Annotated in this window: 19 protein-coding genes and 1 tRNA gene; 5 read left to right on the forward strand and 15 right to left on the reverse strand. The window is 72.2% G+C overall.

All coding sequences use genetic code 11. The features are described 5' to 3' along the window. Positions 1–35: 35 nt before the first annotated feature. The 3 genes from PV419_RS30220 to PV419_RS30230 form a co-directional block, all read right to left on the reverse strand. The gene (locus PV419_RS30220; RefSeq protein ID WP_319694360.1) at positions 36–2,447 is read right to left on the reverse strand and encodes a glycosyltransferase; all 2,412 of its coding nucleotides are present in this window, start codon (positions 2,445–2,447) and stop codon (positions 36–38) included. 134 nt (positions 2,448–2,581) lie between these two features. Next, positions 2,582–4,018 carry a hypothetical protein gene (locus PV419_RS30225; protein WP_319694362.1) on the reverse strand — a complete coding sequence of 479 codons (1,437 nt, stop codon included), beginning with the start codon at positions 4,016–4,018 and terminating at the stop codon, positions 2,582–2,584. Positions 4,019–4,096: 78 nt separating this feature from the next. Continuing rightward, positions 4,097–5,686, reverse strand: a complete 1,590-nt coding sequence (locus PV419_RS30230) for a N,N-dimethylformamidase beta subunit family domain-containing protein (protein ID WP_319694364.1) — start codon at positions 5,684–5,686, stop codon at positions 4,097–4,099. Between the two features lie 152 nt (positions 5,687–5,838). On the opposite strand from PV419_RS30230, the gene PV419_RS30235 reads away from it, so the two are divergent. After that, positions 5,839–6,189: a hypothetical protein gene (locus PV419_RS30235; protein ID WP_415925405.1), complete on the forward strand. Its 351-nt coding sequence runs from the start codon at positions 5,839–5,841 to the stop codon at positions 6,187–6,189. 13 nt (positions 6,190–6,202) lie between these two features. Here PV419_RS30235 and PV419_RS30240 read toward each other — a convergent pair whose 3' ends face one another. Continuing rightward, the gene (locus PV419_RS30240) at positions 6,203–6,493 is read right to left on the reverse strand and encodes a hypothetical protein (RefSeq protein ID WP_415925406.1); all 291 of its coding nucleotides are present in this window, start codon (positions 6,491–6,493) and stop codon (positions 6,203–6,205) included. Between the two features lie 145 nt (positions 6,494–6,638). Here PV419_RS30240 and PV419_RS30245 point away from each other — a divergent pair, with 145 nt between their 5' ends. Both PV419_RS30245 and PV419_RS30250 read left to right on the forward strand, forming a co-directional pair. Next, on the forward strand, positions 6,639–6,869 hold the full coding sequence (locus PV419_RS30245) for a hypothetical protein (protein WP_319694367.1): 231 nt from the start codon (positions 6,639–6,641) through the stop codon (positions 6,867–6,869). 129 nt (positions 6,870–6,998) lie between these two features. Next, a complete protein-coding gene (locus PV419_RS30250) occupies positions 6,999–7,283 on the forward strand; it encodes a hypothetical protein (RefSeq protein ID WP_319694369.1) in 285 nt (94 codons plus the stop codon). 65 nt (positions 7,284–7,348) lie between these two features. Here PV419_RS30250 and PV419_RS30255 read toward each other — a convergent pair. The 4 genes from PV419_RS30255 to PV419_RS30270 form a co-directional block, all read right to left on the reverse strand. Beyond that, positions 7,349–7,421 (reverse strand) — tRNA-His (locus tag PV419_RS30255). 106 nt (positions 7,422–7,527) lie between these two features. Continuing rightward, the gene (gene orn / locus PV419_RS30260; RefSeq protein WP_319694371.1) at positions 7,528–8,136 is read right to left on the reverse strand and encodes an oligoribonuclease; all 609 of its coding nucleotides are present in this window, start codon (positions 8,134–8,136) and stop codon (positions 7,528–7,530) included. 5 nt (positions 8,137–8,141) lie between these two features. Further along, a complete protein-coding gene (locus tag PV419_RS30265) occupies positions 8,142–9,449 on the reverse strand; it encodes a helix-turn-helix domain-containing protein (protein WP_319694373.1) in 1,308 nt (435 codons plus the stop codon). A 438-nt stretch (positions 9,450–9,887) separates the two neighbouring features. Then, positions 9,888–10,214 (reverse strand): hypothetical protein, encoded by a 327-nt coding sequence (locus tag PV419_RS30270; RefSeq protein ID WP_319694375.1) that lies wholly within the window; start codon positions 10,212–10,214, stop codon positions 9,888–9,890. Positions 10,215–10,662: 448 nt separating this feature from the next. Here PV419_RS30270 and PV419_RS30275 point away from each other — a divergent pair, with 448 nt between their 5' ends. Beyond that, the gene (locus PV419_RS30275) at positions 10,663–11,184 is read left to right on the forward strand and encodes a universal stress protein (protein ID WP_319694377.1); all 522 of its coding nucleotides are present in this window, start codon (positions 10,663–10,665) and stop codon (positions 11,182–11,184) included. 344 nt (positions 11,185–11,528) lie between these two features. On the opposite strand, the gene glmS is transcribed toward PV419_RS30275, so the two are convergent. The 3 genes from glmS to PV419_RS30290 form a co-directional block, all read right to left on the reverse strand. Beyond that, positions 11,529–13,370 (reverse strand): glutamine--fructose-6-phosphate transaminase (isomerizing), encoded by a 1,842-nt coding sequence (gene glmS / locus PV419_RS30280; protein WP_319694378.1) that lies wholly within the window; start codon positions 13,368–13,370, stop codon positions 11,529–11,531. Positions 13,371–13,430: 60 nt separating this feature from the next. After that, complete coding sequence (locus PV419_RS30285) at positions 13,431–13,706, reverse strand: hypothetical protein (RefSeq protein ID WP_319694380.1); 276 nt, start codon at positions 13,704–13,706, stop codon at positions 13,431–13,433. 86 nt (positions 13,707–13,792) lie between these two features. Further along, positions 13,793–14,719: a DUF4429 domain-containing protein gene (locus PV419_RS30290; protein ID WP_319694381.1), complete on the reverse strand. Its 927-nt coding sequence runs from the start codon at positions 14,717–14,719 to the stop codon at positions 13,793–13,795. A gap of 83 nt (positions 14,720–14,802) precedes the next feature. On the opposite strand from PV419_RS30290, the gene PV419_RS30295 reads away from it, so the two are divergent. After that, positions 14,803–14,970 (forward strand): hypothetical protein, encoded by a 168-nt coding sequence (locus PV419_RS30295; RefSeq protein ID WP_319694547.1) that lies wholly within the window; start codon positions 14,803–14,805, stop codon positions 14,968–14,970. Between the two features lie 48 nt (positions 14,971–15,018). Here PV419_RS30295 and PV419_RS30300 read toward each other — a convergent pair whose 3' ends face one another. From PV419_RS30300 to PV419_RS30315, 4 genes are read right to left on the reverse strand one after another with little or no spacing between them, the layout of a single operon-like run. Beyond that, positions 15,019–16,185, reverse strand: a complete 1,167-nt coding sequence (locus tag PV419_RS30300; protein WP_319694383.1) for an acyl-CoA dehydrogenase family protein — start codon at positions 16,183–16,185, stop codon at positions 15,019–15,021. A 3-nt stretch (positions 16,186–16,188) separates the two neighbouring features. After that, positions 16,189–17,133, reverse strand: coding sequence for a hydroxymethylglutaryl-CoA lyase (locus PV419_RS30305; protein WP_319694384.1), 945 nt, complete (start codon positions 17,131–17,133; stop codon positions 16,189–16,191). Next, the gene (locus PV419_RS30310; RefSeq protein ID WP_319694386.1) at positions 17,133–19,241 is read right to left on the reverse strand and encodes a biotin carboxylase N-terminal domain-containing protein; all 2,109 of its coding nucleotides are present in this window, start codon (positions 19,239–19,241) and stop codon (positions 17,133–17,135) included. Before PV419_RS30310 ends, PV419_RS30305 begins: the two co-directional genes overlap by 1 nt. 30 nt (positions 19,242–19,271) lie before the next feature. After that, the gene (locus tag PV419_RS30315; protein WP_319694388.1) at positions 19,272–20,924 is read right to left on the reverse strand and encodes a carboxyl transferase domain-containing protein; all 1,653 of its coding nucleotides are present in this window, start codon (positions 20,922–20,924) and stop codon (positions 19,272–19,274) included. Positions 20,925–21,013: the final 89 nt, after the last annotated feature.

The following is a 21,013-nucleotide window of genomic DNA, read 5'->3' on the forward strand; positions in this document are numbered from 1 at the left end:
GGCTTCTCGGTCGGCGGCGGCTTCACCTGCCTGGCTCAGCGGGCCACTCCCAATGGCGGGTGCACCACCTCCACCGTGGGCAGCGCCCAGCAGGCGACGCCCATGTCCTGGGCCAGCGCGGCCAGTCCCTCGGTCTCGATGAGGTGCCGGTGGGGGACGGCCGGGAACACCAGACCGTCGCGGTGCAGATCGGCGTGGACCAGCAGGGCCGTACCGCCGACCGCGTCGACGCGGACCCGCTCGTGCCCGCGCAGCTCGTCGAGATAGCTCCGGCCGAACCCCTTGGGCGGCTGGAGGATTCCGTCCCAAAGCCATCGGTCCCAGTCCAAGGTGGCGGCGTCCGGGTGCAGGACGAAGGTGTTGAGGTCGAAGCTGGGCCCACCGGGCTCGGTGACGCAGTGCGGGACCACGATCTCCTCGCGCGCGCCGAGCAGCCGCTGCACGAGGTCGGCCGGGTGGTCGGTCACATCGACGTCGAGCCACAGTACCCACCGCTCGTCGGCGAGGGCGCACGACAGGAGGTGGTTACGGGCCATGGCCAGCGCGGACCGCCGCTGCCGCTGGACCTCCGGCGCCCAGCGCGGTCCGGTCAGCCGGAGCCCGAAGTGACGCCGTACGAGGGTGACCCGCCGGAAGTCCGCCTCCAGCGCGGGCAGCGCGTCCCGGAGGGCCTGCCAGGTGCCGTCACGGCTGTCGCCCTCCAGCAGCCCGACGGAGACCGCGCCGCGCGGGTAGTCGAGGGCGCGCAGATTGTCGAGGTAGCGGGGCAGGAAGGCGGCGGCGTCCTTGACGGGGGTGAGGATGAGGAGCGGGGGGTGCTCTTCCGCGTCCGCGCGTACGTCCACGGGGGCGGGCCGTCGGGCGTGCGGGACGCGCGCCGACGGGGCAGCGGTCGTTGCCGGGGCGTCTGTCGAGGCGTCTGCCGGGGCGTCTTCCGCCTCGAGGACATCCGCCGGGTCGAGGGGCAGCCGCGCCGCCATCGCGTGCACCTGGTCCGTGTAGGCGCTGTCAGTGGGCCACAGCCGGGTCGCGGCGTCGAAGAGGCTCGTGAAGTGCGGCTCGTCGAAGGTGTTGGCCTCGTGGATCACGTAGGTGTAGAGCTCGGGCGCGTCCAGGGACACGCTCCGCCCGCCGCGCACGACGGCCTCCGCGACCGGGGAGTCCTCGCCGCGCCGCTGCTCCGGATAGCGGGGAAGGACGTCCTTCGCACAGAGCATGGAGCTCTCCCACACCCGCACCCCGGAGATCGCGAACTTGCGGCGCGCGGGCCACCACAGCCGCTCCCGGGCCAGGAAACACGCCGTGGCGCCCAGCCCGAGGACCGCCGCCAGCTGCACCTCCAGCCGCTCCGGGTCGCACAGGTCGTCGTCGTCCCACTGGCATACGTACGACCCGGTGGCCAGGTCCACCGCGATGTTGCGCAGCTCGCCCAGCGTCCGTCCCTCCGGCGGCAGCCGGTGGAAGCGGATCCGCGGGTCGGCGAGGGCACGTACGTGGTCCTCAAGGGCGCCGTCCGCGCTGTCGTCCACCACGACCAGTTCCGCGCGGGTGTAGGTCTGGGCGAGGAAGCACCGGATCGCCCGCTTGGCCAGGGGCAGCCGGTCTTTGGTGACCATCAGACAGGACACCCTCGGCGCGGGCGATCCCGCGGCCCACCGGCGGCGCTGCGCGTCGAGGTCGACCGTGCCGGTGGCGCAGGGCTCCAGGTCCTGGCTCGTCCAGAACGCGACCCTGCGACCGGTCGAGGCGCTCGGCGGGCCGGAGGCTTCCCGGGTCCAGCTGCTGGACCAGTGGTGCACGGCGTGGGCCCGGTCCGGGTCGACGTCCGGCGGTCCGAACAGCTCTGTCGCGCACGCGCTCAGCTTGGGGTAGACGGTTTCGGCGCCCAGGATCGTGATCGAGCAGTCCTTGGGGGCGCTGTCGACCGCGCGCGTGAGGAAGAACGGGCCCGTCGCGTCCAGCGGGCCGGGCGAGGTGTGGGCGCCCACCAACTGCCGGTGCACATGGGGCCAGAACGGATGGCCCGGCCGCGACGCCATGAACGCGTTGCAGACGATGCGCCGCAGACCGCTCCGGCGGTTCCACGGCAGTCGGACGTGGGCCTCCGGCTCCAGGCCGAGGATGAGCTCCTTCCCGGCGAAGAGCTCGGTCATGGGGCGCAGGCACTCGAAGTCCATGTCGACGTAGAGCCCGCCGAAGTGGTCGAGGAGGAAGTAGCGGATCGCGTCGGCCCGTTTGATCGGCTCCGGATAGCCGTCGTAGACGGGCAGGAACCACGCGTAGTGCTCTTCGAGGAACGCGTGGTTGTCCGCGTCCGTCCACAGCCGGTACTCCCAGTCGGGGTGGTGTCGGCGCCAGGACTCGGACCAGTCCCGCCACTCGTGGGGTACGTCCTTGTTCTTCCAGGTCTGGTGGATCAGGGGTGGAATGCCCCGCTTCTCTGGCATCCGCGCAGTATGTCGCCGGTGGCGCGTGCGGTGTGCCCGCCGGAGGACGGCGTGAGCGGGGAACATCACCCGCCCGGCCCAGCGCACGCGCCGGACCGGGCGGTAAAGCCCCTGCTGGCGCCTGCCCGCGGCGGTCAGCCGAGCGAGGACAACGGCACCGAGAACAGCACCCGTTCGGGGACCACCCGGTCCTGCCAGCCGCTGGAGGTCGGGTCCTGCCAGTGCCCCTTGGCATCGGCGGCCCACTCGGTGACCGACCACACCGTCTTGGTGCTCCACCACAGCGACATGGACTCGGAGTGCTTGGCCCAGCACGCGTTGGCCAGATCGGTGCCCGAGCAGCTTGTCGCGGTCGCCTCGGTGGTGTCCTGGCGCCACATGATGCCGTGCTGGCCGGGCCCGCCCCGGGCGCTGGGCACGTACCAGCGCTTGCCGCCGGAGCCGTCCTGGTAGAACAGCGCGCCCTGGACACCCACGACTTTGGTTTCGTACGCGTCGGCGGCCCGGGCCTTCCCGGAGCCGTCCACGGCCAGCGGCATGGCGCCCTCCGTCGCACCGAGGCCGTACCGGAACAGCCGCGCGGGCTGGGTCCCGCCCGAGGAGAACCACTCATTGGCGACCAGGCGGTGGGGGGTGGTGGAGCGGTCCAGCGAGATGGACGCGAAGCAGGGGACGCCGTCGTTGTCGGCCGACGAGCACTTTCCGCTGAGGCTGTACGAGCCGATGGCGGGCATCAGGTACTGGTAGCCGTGCGCCGAGTAGCCGCCGCTCACCCTGCCGATCGCGGTGGTGTTCTTCGTGGCCTGCAGGATGTGCTTCATCGAGAACACGTACAGGGCGTTGTGGCTGGCGTCGCCGTTGGACGCGGTGACGATGAGCTTGTCGCCGTACCAGACCATGCCGCCCAGGTGCGAGCCGAGCTTCGCGAAGTTCGCGCCGCCCTCGGTGGGCACGGTCAGCAGCACCCAGCGGTACTTGAAGGCCCCGGCCGTGTTCGCGTCGATGAAGGCGACCCGGGCCAGGGCCCGGTCGGCCGCGGGTTCCGCGCCCGGGTACTCGTCGTACAGGTGGTCGTTGTGTGTCCAGCCGGAGAGGATGACCTTGTTCTCTCCCCAGGCGTCGTCGTCGTCCGCGTCCCCGGAGGAGGTGACCGACTGCGGCAGCCACTGTTGGGTCAGCGCGTCACCCGTGGTGAAGCAGTACGCCGCGGTGGCCGTCGGCTTCACCGGCAGCGCGGCCTTCTCCGAGGCGCGGCAGGCCGGACTGGAGGTGGGGGTGGGCATGGTGTGGTTGGCGCTCCCCAGCACGGCGTCCACGCCGACGTTGGGCAGCCGCCGGTCGAGTTCGGCGAGCGTGGAGTCGGCGACCTTGTGCTGGGTGAGTGTGAGCTTCGATAACTCCGCCGCGGACGTTAACGGTTTCAGCGCGCCGGGGTTCGCGGCCACGGCGGCCTGGGATGTGGCGTTGGTGAACAGCAGCGCGCCGGCCGCGAGCACCGCGGCCACCGCCGTGCTGATCCATGGCGCCCGGCGGCGCAGCGCGCCGTGCCGGGCCTTATCTGTTCTCCGCATGGGAGCCTCCCGTTGACAAGTCCCGGGCACCATACGGGTGTTGGGGAGCCCGCCGGGGGCTTTCGGGGAGAGTCCGCCTCATGCGCGCACGCGCGACACCCCGGGATACACGGCGGCCACGTTGTCCCGGGGCTTCGGCCGGTGTTCCGCGCAGGGGCCCGCCGCGAAGGCGCGCAGCAGATTCTCGGTGGTGCGCCGGACGAAGGCGGCGGTCCGCCCGTCCATGCCATGGTTGCGCCCGCTCTCGCGGGTCCCCGCCATCAGCGCCTCGACCCACCGCATCGTCCCGGTGGCGAACACGCCCGCCCCGCTGGGGACGGTGTAGTACGCGGAGTCGGCGTGGCTGGACCGGCCGTTGCAGACCAGGGGGGAGTGGGCGATGATCTCCAGCGGCTCCGGGGTGGGCTCGCCCGGGGTCACCCGGTCGTACTCCACCCCGACGAGGTGGGCGAAGGAGTCGCCCCGCCCGACCCCGGTGCCGGCGAAGAGCCAGTGGCCGGGGGCGTGCACGACGTACGGGGCGTCGGTCGGGTAGCCCTCGTAGAAGACGCCGGTCAGGGAGGACTCGGGGTCGGCGGCGGGCGGCTGCCGGAAGTCGGTGGTGACCAGGTCGCGGCGGTTCGCGAGATACGGATCGTCGTGGTAGGCGGACTTGTAGCAGACCACCGTGCGGTCCGCGCCGCCCGGACCGCGCTCCAGCCTGATCCGGCGGAAGCAGGTGTTGGCGCCGAGGAACGCCACGTTGGTCCCGGCGTCGCGGGCGCGGGTGACGTACTGCCGCTGCTGCGGGGTCCAGTACTCGTCGTGGCCCAGCGAGATCACCGCCGCCGCGCCGCGCAGCACCCCGGGATCGCGGTGCACGTCCACGCCCGTGGTGTAGGCCAGGGGTATGCCGAGCCGCTCCGCGAGCACCACCAGCGCCCGCTCGTGGACCAGGAACTTCACCGCGCCGTTGCCGTCGTACGGCCGGTCGAAGCCGACGGCCAGCGAGCGCGTCCCGTACGCCCCGTCCTGGCCCTGGTAGAGGCTGAAGCCGCCCCAGGTGTTGTACGCCTGCCAGGTGGCCACCCCGTGCATCAGCAGGGTGCGGCCCGCCGCCCTGTCGGAGCGGACGATCAGGGGGACATAGCGCTGGTGCCCGCCCTCCGCGTCCAGCCGGAGCAGGTACGCGCCCTCCGGCCAGCCCCCGGTGTGGACCCGGACGGTGCGCCGCCAGCCCGCCCGAACCGTCCGGGTGGCGTCGATCAGCAGGGGCGGGCTCTGCCGGCGGCCGGGCAGCCGACCCGAGCGCCAGATCAGCCGCGCCTGCGCCCCGCCGTACCAGCCGATCCGGTACGCCGAGACGCGGAGGCCGGGCGCGGTGGTCGACACATACAGCCCGAACCCCTCGCCGGGCACCACGCTCACCTTGTCCGTGTAGCCCTCCACGGCGTTCTGGGGCCCGACCGGGCGGATCCGCCAGTCGGCGTCGCCCGGCTTGCTCCGCTCCGCGTCCACGGCCCGCCGCGGGGCCTTGGAGGGGCGGGCCGCCCTGCCGTGCCCCCCGCCCCCTGATGGCTCGCACCCGGCCACCGCCGCCCCGGCGGCCCCCACCGCCCCGAGGAAGCGTCTGCGCCCCAGGGCGTGGCCGGGCCCGTGAACGTCGCCGCGTATCGCCTCGTCGTCCATCGCACCCGTCCCGCCTGTCCCGGCCGCCGTGCTCCTGCGGCCATCCTGAGCGGGGTCCCGGGGGCCGGGCGACCGGGAGGCATCCGAACCGGCGACGGCCGACCGAGCCGGTTCGAGGTGCGGAGCGGCGGCGGGGGCCGCAGCGTGGACATATGACCGAGAGCGAGAGCCCGCGCGTCCACCTGCCGCCGATCGTGGTGCTCGGGGTGCAGCCGAACGACCCTCCGTTCCGTCTGATCGAGGTCGCCGGGGAAGTGATCGGCAAGGCGCACTCGGTCCTGGACGTGATCGAGATCGCCCGCGTGGTCGGCATGGAGGACGCCGACCTCGACGACCCGGACGTCGTCCGCTGGGTGGGCGGCGACAAGTTCACGTGGACGCCGTGGTGGCCCAGACGGGGCCCGCGGAAGGCGCGCAAGGGGCACAAGGCCCACCGGGAGGCCGAGGGGGTGGGTGAGGAGCACGGCGAAACCGACCACGACACCGGCCCTCCCCACCCCTGATGCGGCGGACGGCTCAGGCGGTGGCGTGGATCACGAGCTTGAACGCGGGTACTGCCCGCCGGGGGTCGGCGCCCGGTGGCGCCGTCGTGTCGTTCGGCGTCGAGGTGAGGCCGAGCGGATCCCGCACGTACTGGTCCCGCAGCTCCGGGTACGAGCCCGCCTCCCACTGGATCATCGCGTAGAGCTGGCCCCACCCCGAGGCCGACGGCCAGATGGGCCCCGAACGCCCGTCCGCGTCCCAGCTCTTGATCACATGCCCGTCGGGCTGCCTTGCCAGGGGGCACCTCCCAGCGGTAGAGATCATCAACTCCGGAACAGGTCCTGCGCGGCACGCCGGCCTGCCGCAGTGACCCGCCCACGGCCAGCCGTCGCGCGGCCCGCCTCCGGCGCCCGCGCCTTCCGAGGGCATGCGTACGGACGTCCGAAGCGCCGGACTTATGATCCAACCTGTGGACATCCCCGACAGACTCATCACCCTCCAGCGGAACGCGGACGCCGAGCGCGCCAAGCTCGCCGGGCTCATCGGCGACGAGCGCGAGGCCCAGTGGAAGCGCTGGTACGAGGCCGCCGTCGAGATCCAGGCCGCGGTGACCGCCCACGCCCGGGAGACCGGCACACCGCGCAACCAGATCGAGGCCGCGGCGAAGAAGGTCGTACGGCACCCGGAGCCCGAGGACTGAGCGGGCGGCCGGACCCGGGCTGATCGGAGGGCGGCCCGGTCCCGGGCTTCCCGTCCGGGTGCATGGGTCGCCTCCGGCGGGGCACACGGGGGCGAGCCCGAGGGGGGAATCTCCCGAAGGAGCATCGCCGTGATCAAGAAGCTGCACGACATGGGCCTGCGCAGCGAACACGCCTACACCGCCGCCGTGGCCTCCATCGGCCTGTCCGTCTTCACCTGGGCCGCGTCGCTGCGCGCCGAACCCGGCACCGGGCTCGACCGCGCCGACCGCTGGGGCATCTTCATCGGCGAGTGGGCGCCGACGTTCTTCGGCCTCGGTGTCGCCTTGTCCCACTACGAACAGGAAGAAGGCACCCTGATGGGCAAGGCCCACGCGGACGGGGAGCGGCGGCGGCAGATGGCCGGGACCGCCTAGCGGCCGGCTGGTGAATGTGTCAAGGGCCTGACCCGCTTGCGCAGGTCAGGCCCTTGATCCTTCAGGGTGAGTAACGGGACTCGAACCCGCGACATCCTGGACCACAACCAGGTGCTCTACCAGCTGAGCTATACCCACCATGACCGGCGCTTTCCGCTCCGCACCGGCCGAGAAAAAGTGTACAGGGTCCGCGGGGGTGCTCGCTCCCGGCTTTCCGGGCCGGAAGCAGCCGGGAGCAAGAGCGTCACGCCTGCCGGGCCGGGAGCACGTGCTTCGCGGCGATCGACTTGGCCGTGTCCGAGTCCGGGCCGGGCTGCGGGACGAAGACCGCCTCCCGGTAGTAGCGCAGCTCCGCGATGCTCTCGTGGATGTCCGCGAGGGCGCGGTGGTTGCCGTTCTTCTTCGGGCTGTTGAAGTAGGCCCGCGGGTACCAGCGGCGGGCCAGCTCCTTGACCGACGAGACGTCGACGATCCGGTAGTGGAGATAGCTCTCGAGCTCGGGCATGTCCCGGAGGAGGAAGCCGCGGTCGGTGCCGACCGAGTTTCCGCACAGGGGGGCCTTGCCGGCCTCCAGGACGTGCTCGCGGATGTACGCCAGGACCTGCCGCTGGGCGTCTTCCAGCGTGGTCCCGCCGTCCAGCTCCGCGAGCAGTCCGGAGGCCGTGTGCATCTCGCGCACCACCTCGGGCATGGTGGTCAGCGCCTTCGCAGGCGGCCGGACAACGATGTCCACCCCTTCGCCCAGGATGTTCAGTTCGGAGTCCGTGACCAGCGCGGCCACCTCGATAAGCGCGTCGTCCGACAGCGAGAGCCCGGTCATCTCGCAGTCGATCCACACCATGCGATCGTTCATACGTCTCACCCTACGGGGCGTTCCCGCTGGCCGGGCAGGGTCGGGCGGCCAGGCGCGCGACCGGTGGCCTGCTCGGGCAGGCGCGGGGCGTAGGCGTCGGACTCCGGCTTGCCCAGGTCGGCTCCGCCGTGCGGGTGCGGAGCGTGATGGGGGTGGGCCGGGTGGGTGACGGGTGCGCCGGGGCGCCGCAGCGGCATGGAGTGCTCACCGGACCGCTGCTCGCCCAGCTCGGCCCTCTCCAGCCGGTCGCCCCGCTCCAGGCGCTCGGGGCGGTCCGTACGGTCGGCGACGCCGCCCTGGGGCCTGCGGGCGCGGTACGCGGCCCGGTAGGCGGCCGGGGAGGACCCCAGCTGCCGCCGGAAGTGCCCGCGCAGCGCGACCGGGGAGCGGAAGCCGCAGCGCCCGGCGACCTCGTCGACGGAGTAGTCGGAGGTCTCCAGGAGACGCTGGGCCTGCAGCACCCGCTGGGTGATCAGCCACTGCAGTGGAGCGCTCCCAGTGAGCGAGCGGAACCGCCGGTCGAAGGTGCGGCGGCTCATATAGGCGCGCGCGGCCAGGGCCTCGACGTCGAACTGCTCGTGCAGATGCTCGAGCGCCCACGCCACGACCTCGGCGAGCGGATCCGCGCCGATCTCCTCTGGTAAAGACCTGTCCAGATAGCGCTCCTGCCCGCCGCTGCGGCGCGGCGGGACGACCAGGCGGCGGGCCAGGGCGCCCGCGGCGTCCGCGCCGTGGTCGGTGCGCACGATGTGCAGACACAGGTCTATGCCCGCGGCGGTACCCGCCGAGGTCAGGATGTCGCCGTCGTCCACGAACAGCTCGCGCGGGTCGACGTGGACCGACGGATAGCGCTTGGCGAGCGTCGGCGCGTACATCCAGTGGGTGGTCGCCGGGCGGCCGTCCAGCAGCCCCGCGGCGGCGAGTACGAAGGCCCCGGTGCACAGGCCCACGATCCGCGCGCCCTCCTCGTGCGCGCGGCGCAGCGCGTCGAGCGCGGCGGTCGGTGGCGGCTGGGTTATCGACCGCCAGGCCGGTACGACGACGGTGCCGGCCCGGGACAGCGCCTCCAGGCCGTATGGTGCGGTCAGTTCCAGTCCGCCGGTCGTTCGCAGTGGCACATCTTCGCCCGCGCACACCAGCAGTCGGTACCGCGGTACTCCGGCGTCCTGACGGTCGATGCCGAAGACGGAGAGCGGGATGGAGCTTTCGAAGATAGGGCCGCCGCTGAAGAGCAGCACCGCGACGATTTCCCGTCGCCGGCGTCCGGAGAGCTTGCGCGAGGTCTCCGGTACGGTCGTGGAGTCCTGGCTCATCGAACTAAGCCCCCCTCGGTGGTCGCGTCCTCTCGGTCCTGCACGTTTCCCCTCGGTCCTGAACGGTTCCCCCGCCGGTCATGGCCAAGATCGAATCTACTGTGTCGCGTGTGGTCGCCGTGACCAGTTCACCACCCGCCACTATGTCGACATGACAACTTGGCGGGAAGCATTCGATCACGAAGCGTTGCACTCGTGGGCCTCCCTGTGAAGTACGCCTGGCCCTCGTACCCACTTCGCGTAGGGGGTAGAGGCCGCTCATACCCCTTTCCTCGCTGGTCGGAGGGGGTTGGGGCGGGCGTTTGCCAAGGAAAGAAGTTCCACGGGAAGTTGGCCGAAAAGGAGTGGGCGCAGACGTGCGGAAGGGTCCTCCGCCGGGCGTACGACCCGCTCGGTGACCCTCACCACTGTGTGCCCGAAGCGCTACGGAGCGCGCCCTCAGCCGCGTCGGCCGCCCCTGTGCGCCCCGATTCCGGTGCGCCCATGTCGTCCACGATGTGGACTGATGACCGTGCCCGCGAGCCTGGCGGCGGTGCGCTCGGAGCGGCGCAGCAGCGTCCGGCTGACGGCGGTGACCGCGGCCAGCCCGACGGCGGCGCCCGCCGCCGCGCCGAACGGCGAGCCGCACACCAGCAGGACGACGGGCACCAGGACGCAGCTGAACGCGCCCCAGCGGATCACCTCGCCCGCCGCCTCGCCGGCCGGGGTCCGGGCGAGGTGGCCGCTGCCTTCGCGGGGCGCGTCGTACTCGAGCGTGACGGGCACGTATCTGCTCCTCGGGGGGCGGCGGACGGGGGCCGGGGCGGGCGCGATCACCGCGCGGCTACTACAACGCCGGGCGGGCCCTTGGGTCACTGAGAACCGTCCGCGCGGTGTACGCGGCACGACGGCTCGGGGCTCGCTGGAGGCTCACTCGGGCCGCGCGCGGAGCCGCACATCGGCACGGTCGGGACCACTTGGGGCATTGCGTTACGGGCCGCCCTCCGGCATGCTCCGTGGAACGCCTCGGGCGGTTCGCCGTCCAAGAGCTCTCTGGGCAGGAGGGGAGTGGCGCCGTACCCTTAGGGGTAAGGGGTTGGAAAGATGAATCCCGGACGGATTCGGTTCGTTCGATACGCTCCCCCGAGCGCCAGCGAGCTGCCGTCCCCGACAACTGCAACCCTTGAGCCCCCGCCGTTCCCTCCTCACGAGGACTTCCTTCGCCGAGACACCGATGGCCGGTCACGACATCCCCGAACCCGCGGACCGCAAGCGGGTCGCCGATCACATGGCGCACCCCGAAGCGGCGGAAGAATCACGTCATTCATGCGATCCGGCGTTCCACCACGGCGTCGTGGTGGGATTCGACGGTTCGACATCGAGCGAGCGCGCCCTCGCCTATGCGATCGGCATGGCCCGGCGCTCCGGCTCCGGGCTGATCATCGTCCATGTGGCCAACCGGCTGCCGACGACCGTATGGGCCGGGTGCGAGCCTCCCGTCTTCGTCGATGTGCCCGATCACCGCACCGAGGTGCTGGGCCTGGAGCTGGCCTGCGCGGACCATCTCGCCGAGGTGCCCTGGATCCTGGTGGAGCGGGGCGGGGACATCTGCCATGAGCTGGAGGAGGTCGGCCGGGAGTACGAGGCCGACGCGATCGTGGTCGGCTCCACGCACGGGCTGGTGGGGCGTATTTTCGGCTCGGTCGCGGGGCGGCTGGCGCGCAGGGCGCAGCGGCCCGTGGTGGTCATCCCCTGACGTCTCCCGGACCCGGATGGTTCCCGGCGGGGTCCCGGACGGTTCCCGGCCACGGGGGCGGGCGTTGGGAATCGGACACCTTCAACTCCCTTTGAGCGCCGGTGAGATGGCGCCAAGTCCGGCTTGACAACCGGCAAATCTACCCGTGCGTAGAGGTGGATTGTGCGTTTGTGACGGGTACAAACCGAGCGAACGGGCGTGCGTTACGTGCCGTCGGTCGGGAAGTGACGGTTCCCGTCGGCGGCTCACCTGCCGGCGTAAGGGCGACGCCGGCACAGGGGAGGCGGCCCCCGCGTGCGTGGTGGCACACGCGGGGGACCGCCGAGCACTCACCTGACGGGCGGTCATTCCACCGTGACGGACTTCGCCAGGTTGCGCGGCTTGTCGATGTCGCGGCCGAGGGCCAGCGCCGTGTGGTACGCGAGGAGTTGCAGCGGCACCCCCATCAGGATCGGGTCCAGCTCCACCTCGTTGCGCGGCACCACGATCGTGTGGTCCGCCTTCTCCTGCTCCTGGTGCGCCACGGCCAGGATCCGGCCGCTGCGGGCCTTGATCTCCTCCAGCGTCGCGCGGTTCTTCTCCAGCAGGTCGTCGTCCGGGAGCACCGCGACGGTCGGGACCTCGGGCTCGATGAGCGCCAGCGGGCCATGCTTGAGCTCGGAGGCCGGGTACGCCTCGGCGTGGACGTAGGAGACCTCCTTGAGCTTCAGGGAGGCCTCACGGGCCACCGGGTAGCCGCGCACCCGGCCGATGAACATCATGCTCTTCGCATTCGCGTATTCCGCGGCGAGCTTCTTGATCTCTTCCTCGCCGCGCAGCACCTCCGCGATCTGCTCGGGCAGCCGCCGCAGCCCGGCGATGATCCGCTTGCCGTCGGCGACCGACAGGTCGCGGATCCGGCCGAGGTGGAGGGCCAGCAGGGCGAAGGCGACGGCCGTGTTGGTGAAGCACTTGGTGGACACGACGCAGACCTCGGGGCCCGCGTGGACGTACACCCCGCCGTCCGTCTCGCGGGCGATCGCGCTGCCGACGACGTTGACGACGCCCAGCACGCGCGCGCCCTTGCGCTTGAGCTCCTGGACGGCGGCCAGGGTGTCGTAGGTCTCGCCGGACTGGCTGACCGCGATGTAGAGCGTGTCCGGGTCGACGACCGCGTTGCGGTAGCGGAACTCGCTCGCGGGCTCGGCGTCCGCGGGGATACGGGCCAGCTCCTCGATCAGCTGGGCGCCGATCAGGCCCGTGTGGTAGGCCGAGCCGCAGCCGAGGATCTTCACCCGGCGCACCCCGCGCGCCTCACGGGCGTCCAGGTTGAGCCCGCCGAGGCGGACGGTGGCGAAGCGGTCGTCGATGCGCCCGCGCAGCACCCGGTCCACGGCGTCGACCTGCTCGTGGATCTCCTTGTGCATGTAGGTGTCGTGGCCGCCCATGTCGTACGACTCGGCCTCCCACTCCACGGTGGTCGGCGTGGCGGAGGTCCGTGAGCCCTCGGTGGTGTACGTGCGGAAGTCGTCGGCCTTGAGGGTGGCCATCTCGCCGTCGTCGAGGGTGACCACCTGGCGGGTGTGGCTGACCAGGGCGGCGACGTCAGAGGCGACGAACATCTCCTTCTCGCCGATGCCCAGCACCACGGGGGAGCCGTTACGGGCGACGACGATCCGGTCGGGGAAGTCCGCGTGCAGCACGGCGATGCCGTACGTGCCCTCGACCAGCGCGAGGGCCTGGCGGACCTTCTCCTCCAGGGTGTCGGCCTGCGAGCGGCCGATCAGGTGGGCCAGGGTCTCGGAGTCGGTCTCGGAGGCCGGCTCGATGCCGTCGGCGGTGAGCTTGGCGCGCAGCTCGGCGGCGTTGTCGATGATGCCGTTGTGGACGATGGCGACCTTGCCGTCCGCGTCCAGGTGCGGATGCGCGTTGACGTCGCTGGGCGCGCCGTGGGTGGCCCAGCGGGTGTGTGCGATGCCGACGGTGCCCGCGAAGCGCTTGGGGAGCCTGGCCTCCAGGTCGCGGACCCGGCCCTTGGCCTTGGCGGTCTTCAGGCCGGGGGGCTGTGCCGCTTGCCCCGATTTGGTGGGCTTGGCGTGGATCGCGATCCCGGCCGAGTCATAGCCGCGGTACTCCAGGCGCTGCAGACCCTCCAGCAGCAGCGGTGCCACGTCGCGCTTCCCGATATATCCAACGATTCCGCACATGGTGGTGTCAGTCCCTCCCTGTTGGGCCGCTCATGAGTGCTCGGCTCGGCCGTGGACGATTCAGCCGTAGACGATGCGGCGCAGCTGGCGCAGCGAGAGGTCGGGCGGCGCCACCGCGCGGTGCGGCAGCTCGGCCGTGATCCGCTCGAAGATGTCCGCGTTCGTCAGCCCGCCGGACTGCAGCTCCCGGTGGCGGCGGCGGACGAACTCCTCGGTCGTCTCGTCGAAGTACGCCAGCACGTCCAGCACCACCCGGGCGGCCTCGCCGCGGCTGAGCGGCGTGCTGCGCACCAGGTGGTCGATGAGGTCATCGTGGGACATGCGGCGATCGAGCACCCGTAGATACTGCGGTGGGCCGCCCCGTTTCGCAAGAATCCTGCCCGATATCGGGCAGGAGAGAGGCGTGAGTGACAAGAAGGTGACTAAAAGCGGCGGAGCACGGCCTGTTTGACGGTGGCGAACTCCTCCTCCGTGAGCACCCCGTCGCGGCGCAGCTCGCCGAGCTCACGCAGCCGGCGCAGCAGCGCGTCGTGATCCGCCTCACTGTCGCCGTCGCCGCCGTTTCCGGTGCTGCCGCCGATCGCGGCAGGGCCCTTGGCCCATGGCGCCGGCAGCGCCACCGGGACGGCGTCGGCGGGCTCCGGCGGCCCGGCGGGGTGCGGCAGCCGGGCCGTGACCGCGGCCGCGACCAGGGCCATCAGCGGGTCCTTCTTGAGTCCGTACGTCACGATGGCGTACGGGTCGTACTTGGGCGCGGCCGACGTCGGGACCTTGAACAGGGCGAAGCGGAGGTAGCCGTTCTCCAGACCCTTGGACGGAGTCCACTTCACCGTCTCGACGTCCGACACCGGGAAGACGCGCGGCCCGCCCGACTTCTTCGCCACCTCGGTCTTCCAGTTCCACTCCAGGCGGATCTGCTCGCCGTCGAAGGAGGCCGTGCCGTCGCCCGCCGACGCCGACAGTGGCACCGAGGGGCCCGGCAGCAGATAGCGGTCGCAGGGCCCGGAGTCGACCTGCTCCAGCAGCAGGGCCTGGCGCACCTCGTCGACCATGTACTCGGCGACGCCCGCGCGCTCGGACTCCACCGGCAGCTGGTACGGGTCCGCGGCGTCCGGCAGTTCGCCGCCCGCCGCCTGCAGCAGCGGGTCCGCGCCCTCGCGCAGCTTCAGCCGCAGCCGCCCGGTCCGGCGCCCCGGCTCGTACGTGATACCGGCCAACGCCCCCAGTGGCACCGCGAGTTCGCCGAGCGCCTGGCGCACCGGGTTCACGCGCTTGTCCCGGCCGGGGACGATCCGCACGGTGTCGCCGTCGAAGCTCCACGTTCCGTCGCGCTGGGTGATTTCCGCCATGACGGGAATTCTGACAGGTCGACAGCCGCCTATTGGTCTGCACCTTGACGTCAACCGGGTCTCGCGCTACCCGGGATGCAGGCTTGGTCCACCTGACGAAGGGGGCGCCGTGGGACGACGCCGGATCCGCCTCCACCGGGGCGCGGCCTGTGCCGCTGGACCTGGTGCGGCCGGCCGCGCAGGGGCCGCGGTGGGACGCGCTCGGCATCGGCTACTACCGCTCGCTCCAGGTGCCGTGGCCCACGCGCTGAGCCGCGCGGGCCACGGCCGTACGGGCCACGGCCGGGTGAAGCGAACCGTCAGCCCGCGAGGCCCAGATCGCGGGCGATCAGCATCCGCTGGACCTCGCTGGTCCCCTCGCCGATCTCCAGGATCTTGGAGTCCCGCCACATCCGGGCCACCGGATACTCGTTCATGAAGCCGTATCCGCCGTGCACCTGCGTGGCCTCCCGCGCGTTGGTCACCGCGACCTCGGAGGAGTAGAGCTTGGCGATCGACGCCTCCTTCTTGAACGGCTCCCCGCGCACCAGCCGCGAGGCCGCGTCCCGCCAGGCCACCCGGGCCATATGCGCCCGCATCTCCATGTCCGCGATCTTGAACTGGATCGCCTGGTTGGCGCCGATGGGGCGGCCGAACGCCTCGCGGGTCTTCGCGTACGCCACCGACTCGTCCGCACAGCCCTGGGCCAGGCCGGTGCCCATCGCGGAGATCGCGATCCTGCCCTCGTCCAGAATCCTCAGGAACTGGGCGTAGCCGCGGCCCTTCTCGCCGAGCAGATGGTCCGCCGGGACCCGGCAGTCGGAGAAGGACAGCTCGCGGGTGTCCGACGCGTTCCACCCGACCTTGGAGTAGGGGGCGGCGACGGTGAGACCCGGGGTGCCCGCGGGCACGATGATCGTGGAGATCTCGGGGCCGCCGTCGGGCTTGCGGCCGGTGACCGCGGTGACCGTGATCAGCGCGGTGATGTCCGTGCCGGAGTTGGTGATGAAGCACTTGGTCCCATTGATCACCCACTCGCCCGTGGCCTCGTCCAGCCGGGCGGTGGTGCGGGTGGCGCCCGCGTCCGAGCCGCCGCCGGGCTCCGTCAGGCCGAACGCGCCCAGGGACTCTCCCGAGCACAGGCCGGGCAGCCAGCGGCGCTTCTGCTCCTCCGTCCCGTAGCGGAAGACCGGCATCGCGCCCAGCGAGACCCCGGCCTCCAGCGTGACCGCCACGGAGGAGTCCACCCGGGCCAGCTCCTCGATGGCCAGACAGAGCGCGAAGTAGTCGCCGCCCATGCCGCCGTACTCCTCGGGGAAGGGCAGCCCGAACAGGCCCATCCGGCCCATCTCGCGGATGATCTCGTACGGGAACTCGTGGTGCTCCCAGAACTCCCCGATCTTCGGGGCGACCACGTCGTGCGCGAACGCCTCGACGGTGCGGCGCAGTTCCTCGTGTTCGGGAGAGAGACGGTGGTCGGTCGACATGGCTCAGATCTCCTTCGGGGAGAGCGCACGGACGGTACGGGACGGGCTCGGGCGGCCCAGGTGCCGGGCCATCCAGGCGCTGGTCGCGGCGAGTCGGCGGAGGTCGACCCCGGTCTCGATGCCGAGGCCGTCGAGCATCCACACCAGGTCTTCGGTGGCGAGGTTGCCGGTGGCGCTCTTCGCGTACGGGCAGCCACCGAGGCCGCCGGCGGAGGCGTCCACGCAGCTGACGCCGTACTGCAGCGCCGCGAGGGTGTTGGCCAGCGCCTGGCCGTAGGTGTCGTGGAAGTGGACCGCCAGCTTCTGCGCCGGGACGCCCGCCTCGCTCAGGGCGGCCAGCAGGTCCACCACATGGCCGGGGGTGGCCACGCCGATCGTGTCGCCCAGGCTCAGCTCCTTGCACCCCATGTCCATGAGGCGGCGGGCGACCGAGACCGTCTGCGAGACGGGGACCGCGCCCTCCCACGGGTCGCCGAAGCACATCGACAGATAGCCGCGCACCCCGGCGCCCGCGGCCCGGGCCTCGGCGACGACGGGCTCGAACATCTCCAGCACCTCGTCCACCGAGCGGTTGAGGTTGGCGCGGGCGAAGGACTCGGTGACGCTGGCGAAGACCGCCACGTCACGCACGCCGAGCGCCAGCGCGCGCTCCAGGCCGCGCTGGTTCGGCACCAGCACGGGCAGCCGGGCCGGGGTGCCCTCCAGCAGCGGGATCAGCTCCTCGGCGTCGGCCAGCTGGGGCACCCACTTGGGGTGGACGAAGCTCGTCGCCTCGATGGTGGCCAGCCCCGCCTCGGCGAGCCGCCGGATGAACTCGGCCTTCACCGCCACGGGGACCAGCGTCTTCTCGTTCTGCAGGCCGTCCCGGGGGCCCACTTCATGGATGCGGACCCGGGCGGGCATCCCGGGGGCCGGGAAGGTCATGGGCAGGGTGTCGGGGAGGGCCATCACTCACGCTCCTCGGTCTCGTGCGGGGCGACCACCGCCAGCAGCTGGTCCATGGAGACCGTGCTGCCGGGGGTCACATCGAGCTCGGTGACGGTGCCGTCGTGCGGGGCGGAGACGACGTGCTCCATCTTCATGGCCTCGACCACCAGCAGGCCCTGCCCGGCGGTGACCCGGTCGCCGACGGCCGCCTTGACCACCGTGACCGTGCCGGGCATCGGCGCGGTGAGCTCCCCGGCGTGGGCGCCGGCGCCGCCGCCGCGCAGGGCCGCCTCCACCGGGTCGTGGTCGACCACATGCCAGGCGTCGCCGTCCCGGCCCAGCCAGTGGCTTCCGCCCTGCGCGGCGTACGCGAAGGTGTGGGTGACGCCGCCCCAGTCCAGCACGGCCCGGGAGGCGGCGCTTCCCTTGAGCAGCACGGTGAGCCGCGCTCGGACCGTCGCGTCGGCGACAGGAGTCCGCGGTGCGTCGGGGGCGTCCGGGTCCGCCACCCACACCTCCGCGTCCTGGGCCCGGCCGCGCACCCGGACGGTCACCGGGGCGTGTCCGGGCACCCGCAGATGGTGGACGGCCCAGGCGGGCTCGCCGCCCAGCCGCCAGCCGGTCGGCACGGAGAACGGGTCGACCCAGCCCGAACCGTCCGCCGCGGAGGGCTCGCCCGGCTCCAGCGCCGCCTGGCGCAGCAGGGCCGCCGCCGCGTACACCTCGTCGGGTACGGCGGCGGGCACCAGGCCGGGGGCCTCGCGGTCGACGAGGCCGGTGTCCAGGTCGCCGGAGGCCACGGCCGGGTGGGCGGCGAGGCGGCGCAGAAAGCCGGTGTTGGTGTCCAGGCCCAGGGTGGTGGTGCGGGCCAGCGCGGCGCGCAGCCGGCGCAGGGCGGTGGGGCGGTCGGGGCCGTGGGCGATGACCTTGGCGAGCATCGGGTCGTAGACCGTGCCGACCTCGGTGCCGACGGCCAGCCCGGAGTCGACCCGCACCCCCTCCCCGTCCGGCTCGGACAGCGCGAGCACCGTGCCCGCCGAGGGGAGGAAGTCGACCCTGCCGCCGCTGACCCGGGCGGTCTCCGCGCAGATACGGGCCTCGACGGCGTGTCCGGTGAGGGAGATGTCGCCCTGGGTGAGGGACAGATGCTCGCCGGCCGCGATCCGCAGCTGCCACTCCACCAGGTCAAGCCCACTTTTTCCCTTGACGGACACAGCCAGCTCGGTCACCGGGTGCTCGACCTGAAGGCGGGTGTTCATCTCCATGAAGCAGTACGCGGCCGGGTCGGCGCCCGGGACGATGAACTCCACCGTGCCCGCGCCCACATAGCCGCAGGAGCGCGCGGCCTGGACCGCGGCCTCGCCCATGAGCGCCCGGGTGTCGGGGTCGAGCAGGGGGCTCGGCGCCTCCTCGATGATCTTCTGATGGCGGCGCTGCAGCGAGCACTCGCGCTCGCCGAGGTGAATGACGTGGCCATGGCTGTCGGCCAGTACCTGGATCTCGATGTGCCGGGGGCGGTCGATCCAGCGCTCGACCAGCAGCGTGTCATCGCCGAACGCGCCGCGGGCCTCGCGCCGCGCGGCCGCGATCTCGTCCGCGAGCCGCGCCTCGTCCCGCACCAGCCGCATGCCCTTGCCGCCGCCGCCCGCCGAGGGCTTGAGCAGCACGGGCATGCCGATCTCCCGGGCGGCCTCCGCGAGCTGGGCGTCGGTCAGGGCGCTGCCCGTGGAACCGGGCACCACGGGCACCCCCGCCGCCCGCACGCTCTCCTTGGCGCGGATCTTGTCGCCCATCAGCTCGATCGCCGCGGCGGGCGGGCCGATGAAGGCGAGCCCGGCGCCGGTGACGGCGCGCGCGAAGGCCGCGTTCTCCGCGAGGAAGCCATAGCCGGGGTGCACGGCCCGGGCGCCGGCCCGGTCGGCGGCGTCCAGCAGCCGCTTGAGGGACAGATAGCTCTCGGCGGGGCTCGCCGGGCCGAGCCGGACCGCCGTGTCCGCCTCGCGCACATGTGGCGCGTCGGCGTCGGCGTCGCTGAACACGGCGACCGAGCGCACGCCGAGCCGCCGCAGCGTGCGGATCACCCGGACGGCGATCTCGCCGCGGTTGGCCACCAGGACTGTCTCGAACATCGGCCTCACACTCTTCAGCTCCACGGTCCCTCACATCCGGAAGACGCCGAAGCCGGGCGTCACGGGATCCTGGCCGGGCTTGCCGGGAAGCGGCGCGTTCGCACAGGCGGTGAGGGCGAGGCCCAGCACCGCGCGGGTCTCCAGGGGGTCGATCACGCCGTCGTCCCACAGCCGCGCCGTCGCGTAGTAGGCGTTTCCCTGGGTCTCGTACTGCTCGCGGATCGGCGCCCGGAACGCCTCCTCCTCGTCCGCGGGCCACTCCTCGCCGCGCGCCTCCATCTGGTCGCGCTTGACGGTCGCGAGCACGGAGGCCGCCTGCTCGCCGCCCATCACCGAGATCTTCGCGTTGGGCCACATCCACAGGAAGCGCGGTGAATAGGCGCGCCCGCACATCGAGTAGTTGCCCGCGCCGTACGAGCCGCCGATGACGACCGTGAGCTTGGGCACCCGGGTGCAGGCCACGGCGGTGACCATCTTGGCGCCGTGCTTGGCGATGCCGCCCGCCTCATAGCTGCGGCCGACCATGAACCCCGAGATGTTCTGCAGGAAGACCAGGGGGATGCCGCGCTGGTCGCACAGCTCGATGAAATGGGCGCCCTTCTGGGCCGATTCGGAGAACAGGATGCCGTTGTTGGCGACGATGCCCACCGGGTGGCCCATGATGTGCGCGAAGCCCGTCACCAGCGTCGTGCCGAACTCGGACTTGAACTCGGCGAACCGCGAGCCGTCCACGAGCCGCGCGATCACCTCCCGCACGTCGTACGGTGTGCGCGAGTCGACCGGGACCGCCCCGTAGAGCCCCGCCGGGTCGACCGCCGGCTCCTCGGAGGGCTCCACCGGCCACGGAAGCGGCCCGCGCCTCGGCAGAGGGGCTGGGAGCGTCGAGACGATCGTCCGGACGATGCGCAGGGCGTGGGCGTCGCTCTCGGCGAGGTGGTCGGTGACGCCGGAGACCTTGGAGTGGACCTCGCCGCCGCCCAGCTCCTCGGCCGTGACCACCTCGCCCGTCGCCGCCTTCACCAGCGGCGGCCCGCCCAGGAAGATCGTGCCCTGCCCGCGCACGATGACGGCCTCGTCGCTCATCGCCGGGACATACGCCCCGCCTGCCGTGCAGGACCCGAGCACGGCCGCGATCTGCGGGATCCCGGCGCCCGACATCCGCGCCTGGTTGTAGAAGATCCGCCCGAAGTGGTCCCGGTCGGGGAAGACCTCGTCCTGCATGGGCAGGAAAGCGCCTCCGGAGTCGACCAGATACACGCACGGCAGCCCGTTCTCCAGGGCGACCTCCTGGGCGCGCAGATGCTTCTTGACCGTCATCGGGTAGTACGTGCCGCCCTTGACCGTGGCGTCATTGGCGATCACCATCACCTCGCGGCCCGCCACCCGCCCGATCCCCGCGATCACGCCCGCCGCCGGGGCCTGCCCCTCGTACATCCCGTCGGCCGCCAGTGGGGCCAGCTCCAGGAACGGCGAGCCCGCGTCCAGCAGGGTGTCGACCCGGTCGCGGGGGAGCAGCTTGCCGCGCGCGGTGTGCCGCGCCCGCGCCTTCTCGCCGCCGCCCAGCCGCGCCGCGGCCAGCTTCTCGCGCAGCCGCGCGGCCAGCTCGCGGTGCGCGGCCTCATTGGCCGCCCAGGCGTCGGACGCCGGATCGGCGGCGCTGCCCAGCACCGGTGCCTGTTCCATGACTACGGGCCCCCTTGCCTCGTGGTCCTGACTGCCTCGTGGTCCTGCCCCGTGGTCCTGCTTCGTCCGGTCCGTCCCGCACCCGGGCG

The sequence above is a fragment of the Streptomyces sp. ME19-01-6 genome (assembly GCF_033793745.1).
Taxonomy (GTDB): Bacteria; Actinomycetota; Actinomycetes; order Streptomycetales; family Streptomycetaceae; genus Streptomyces.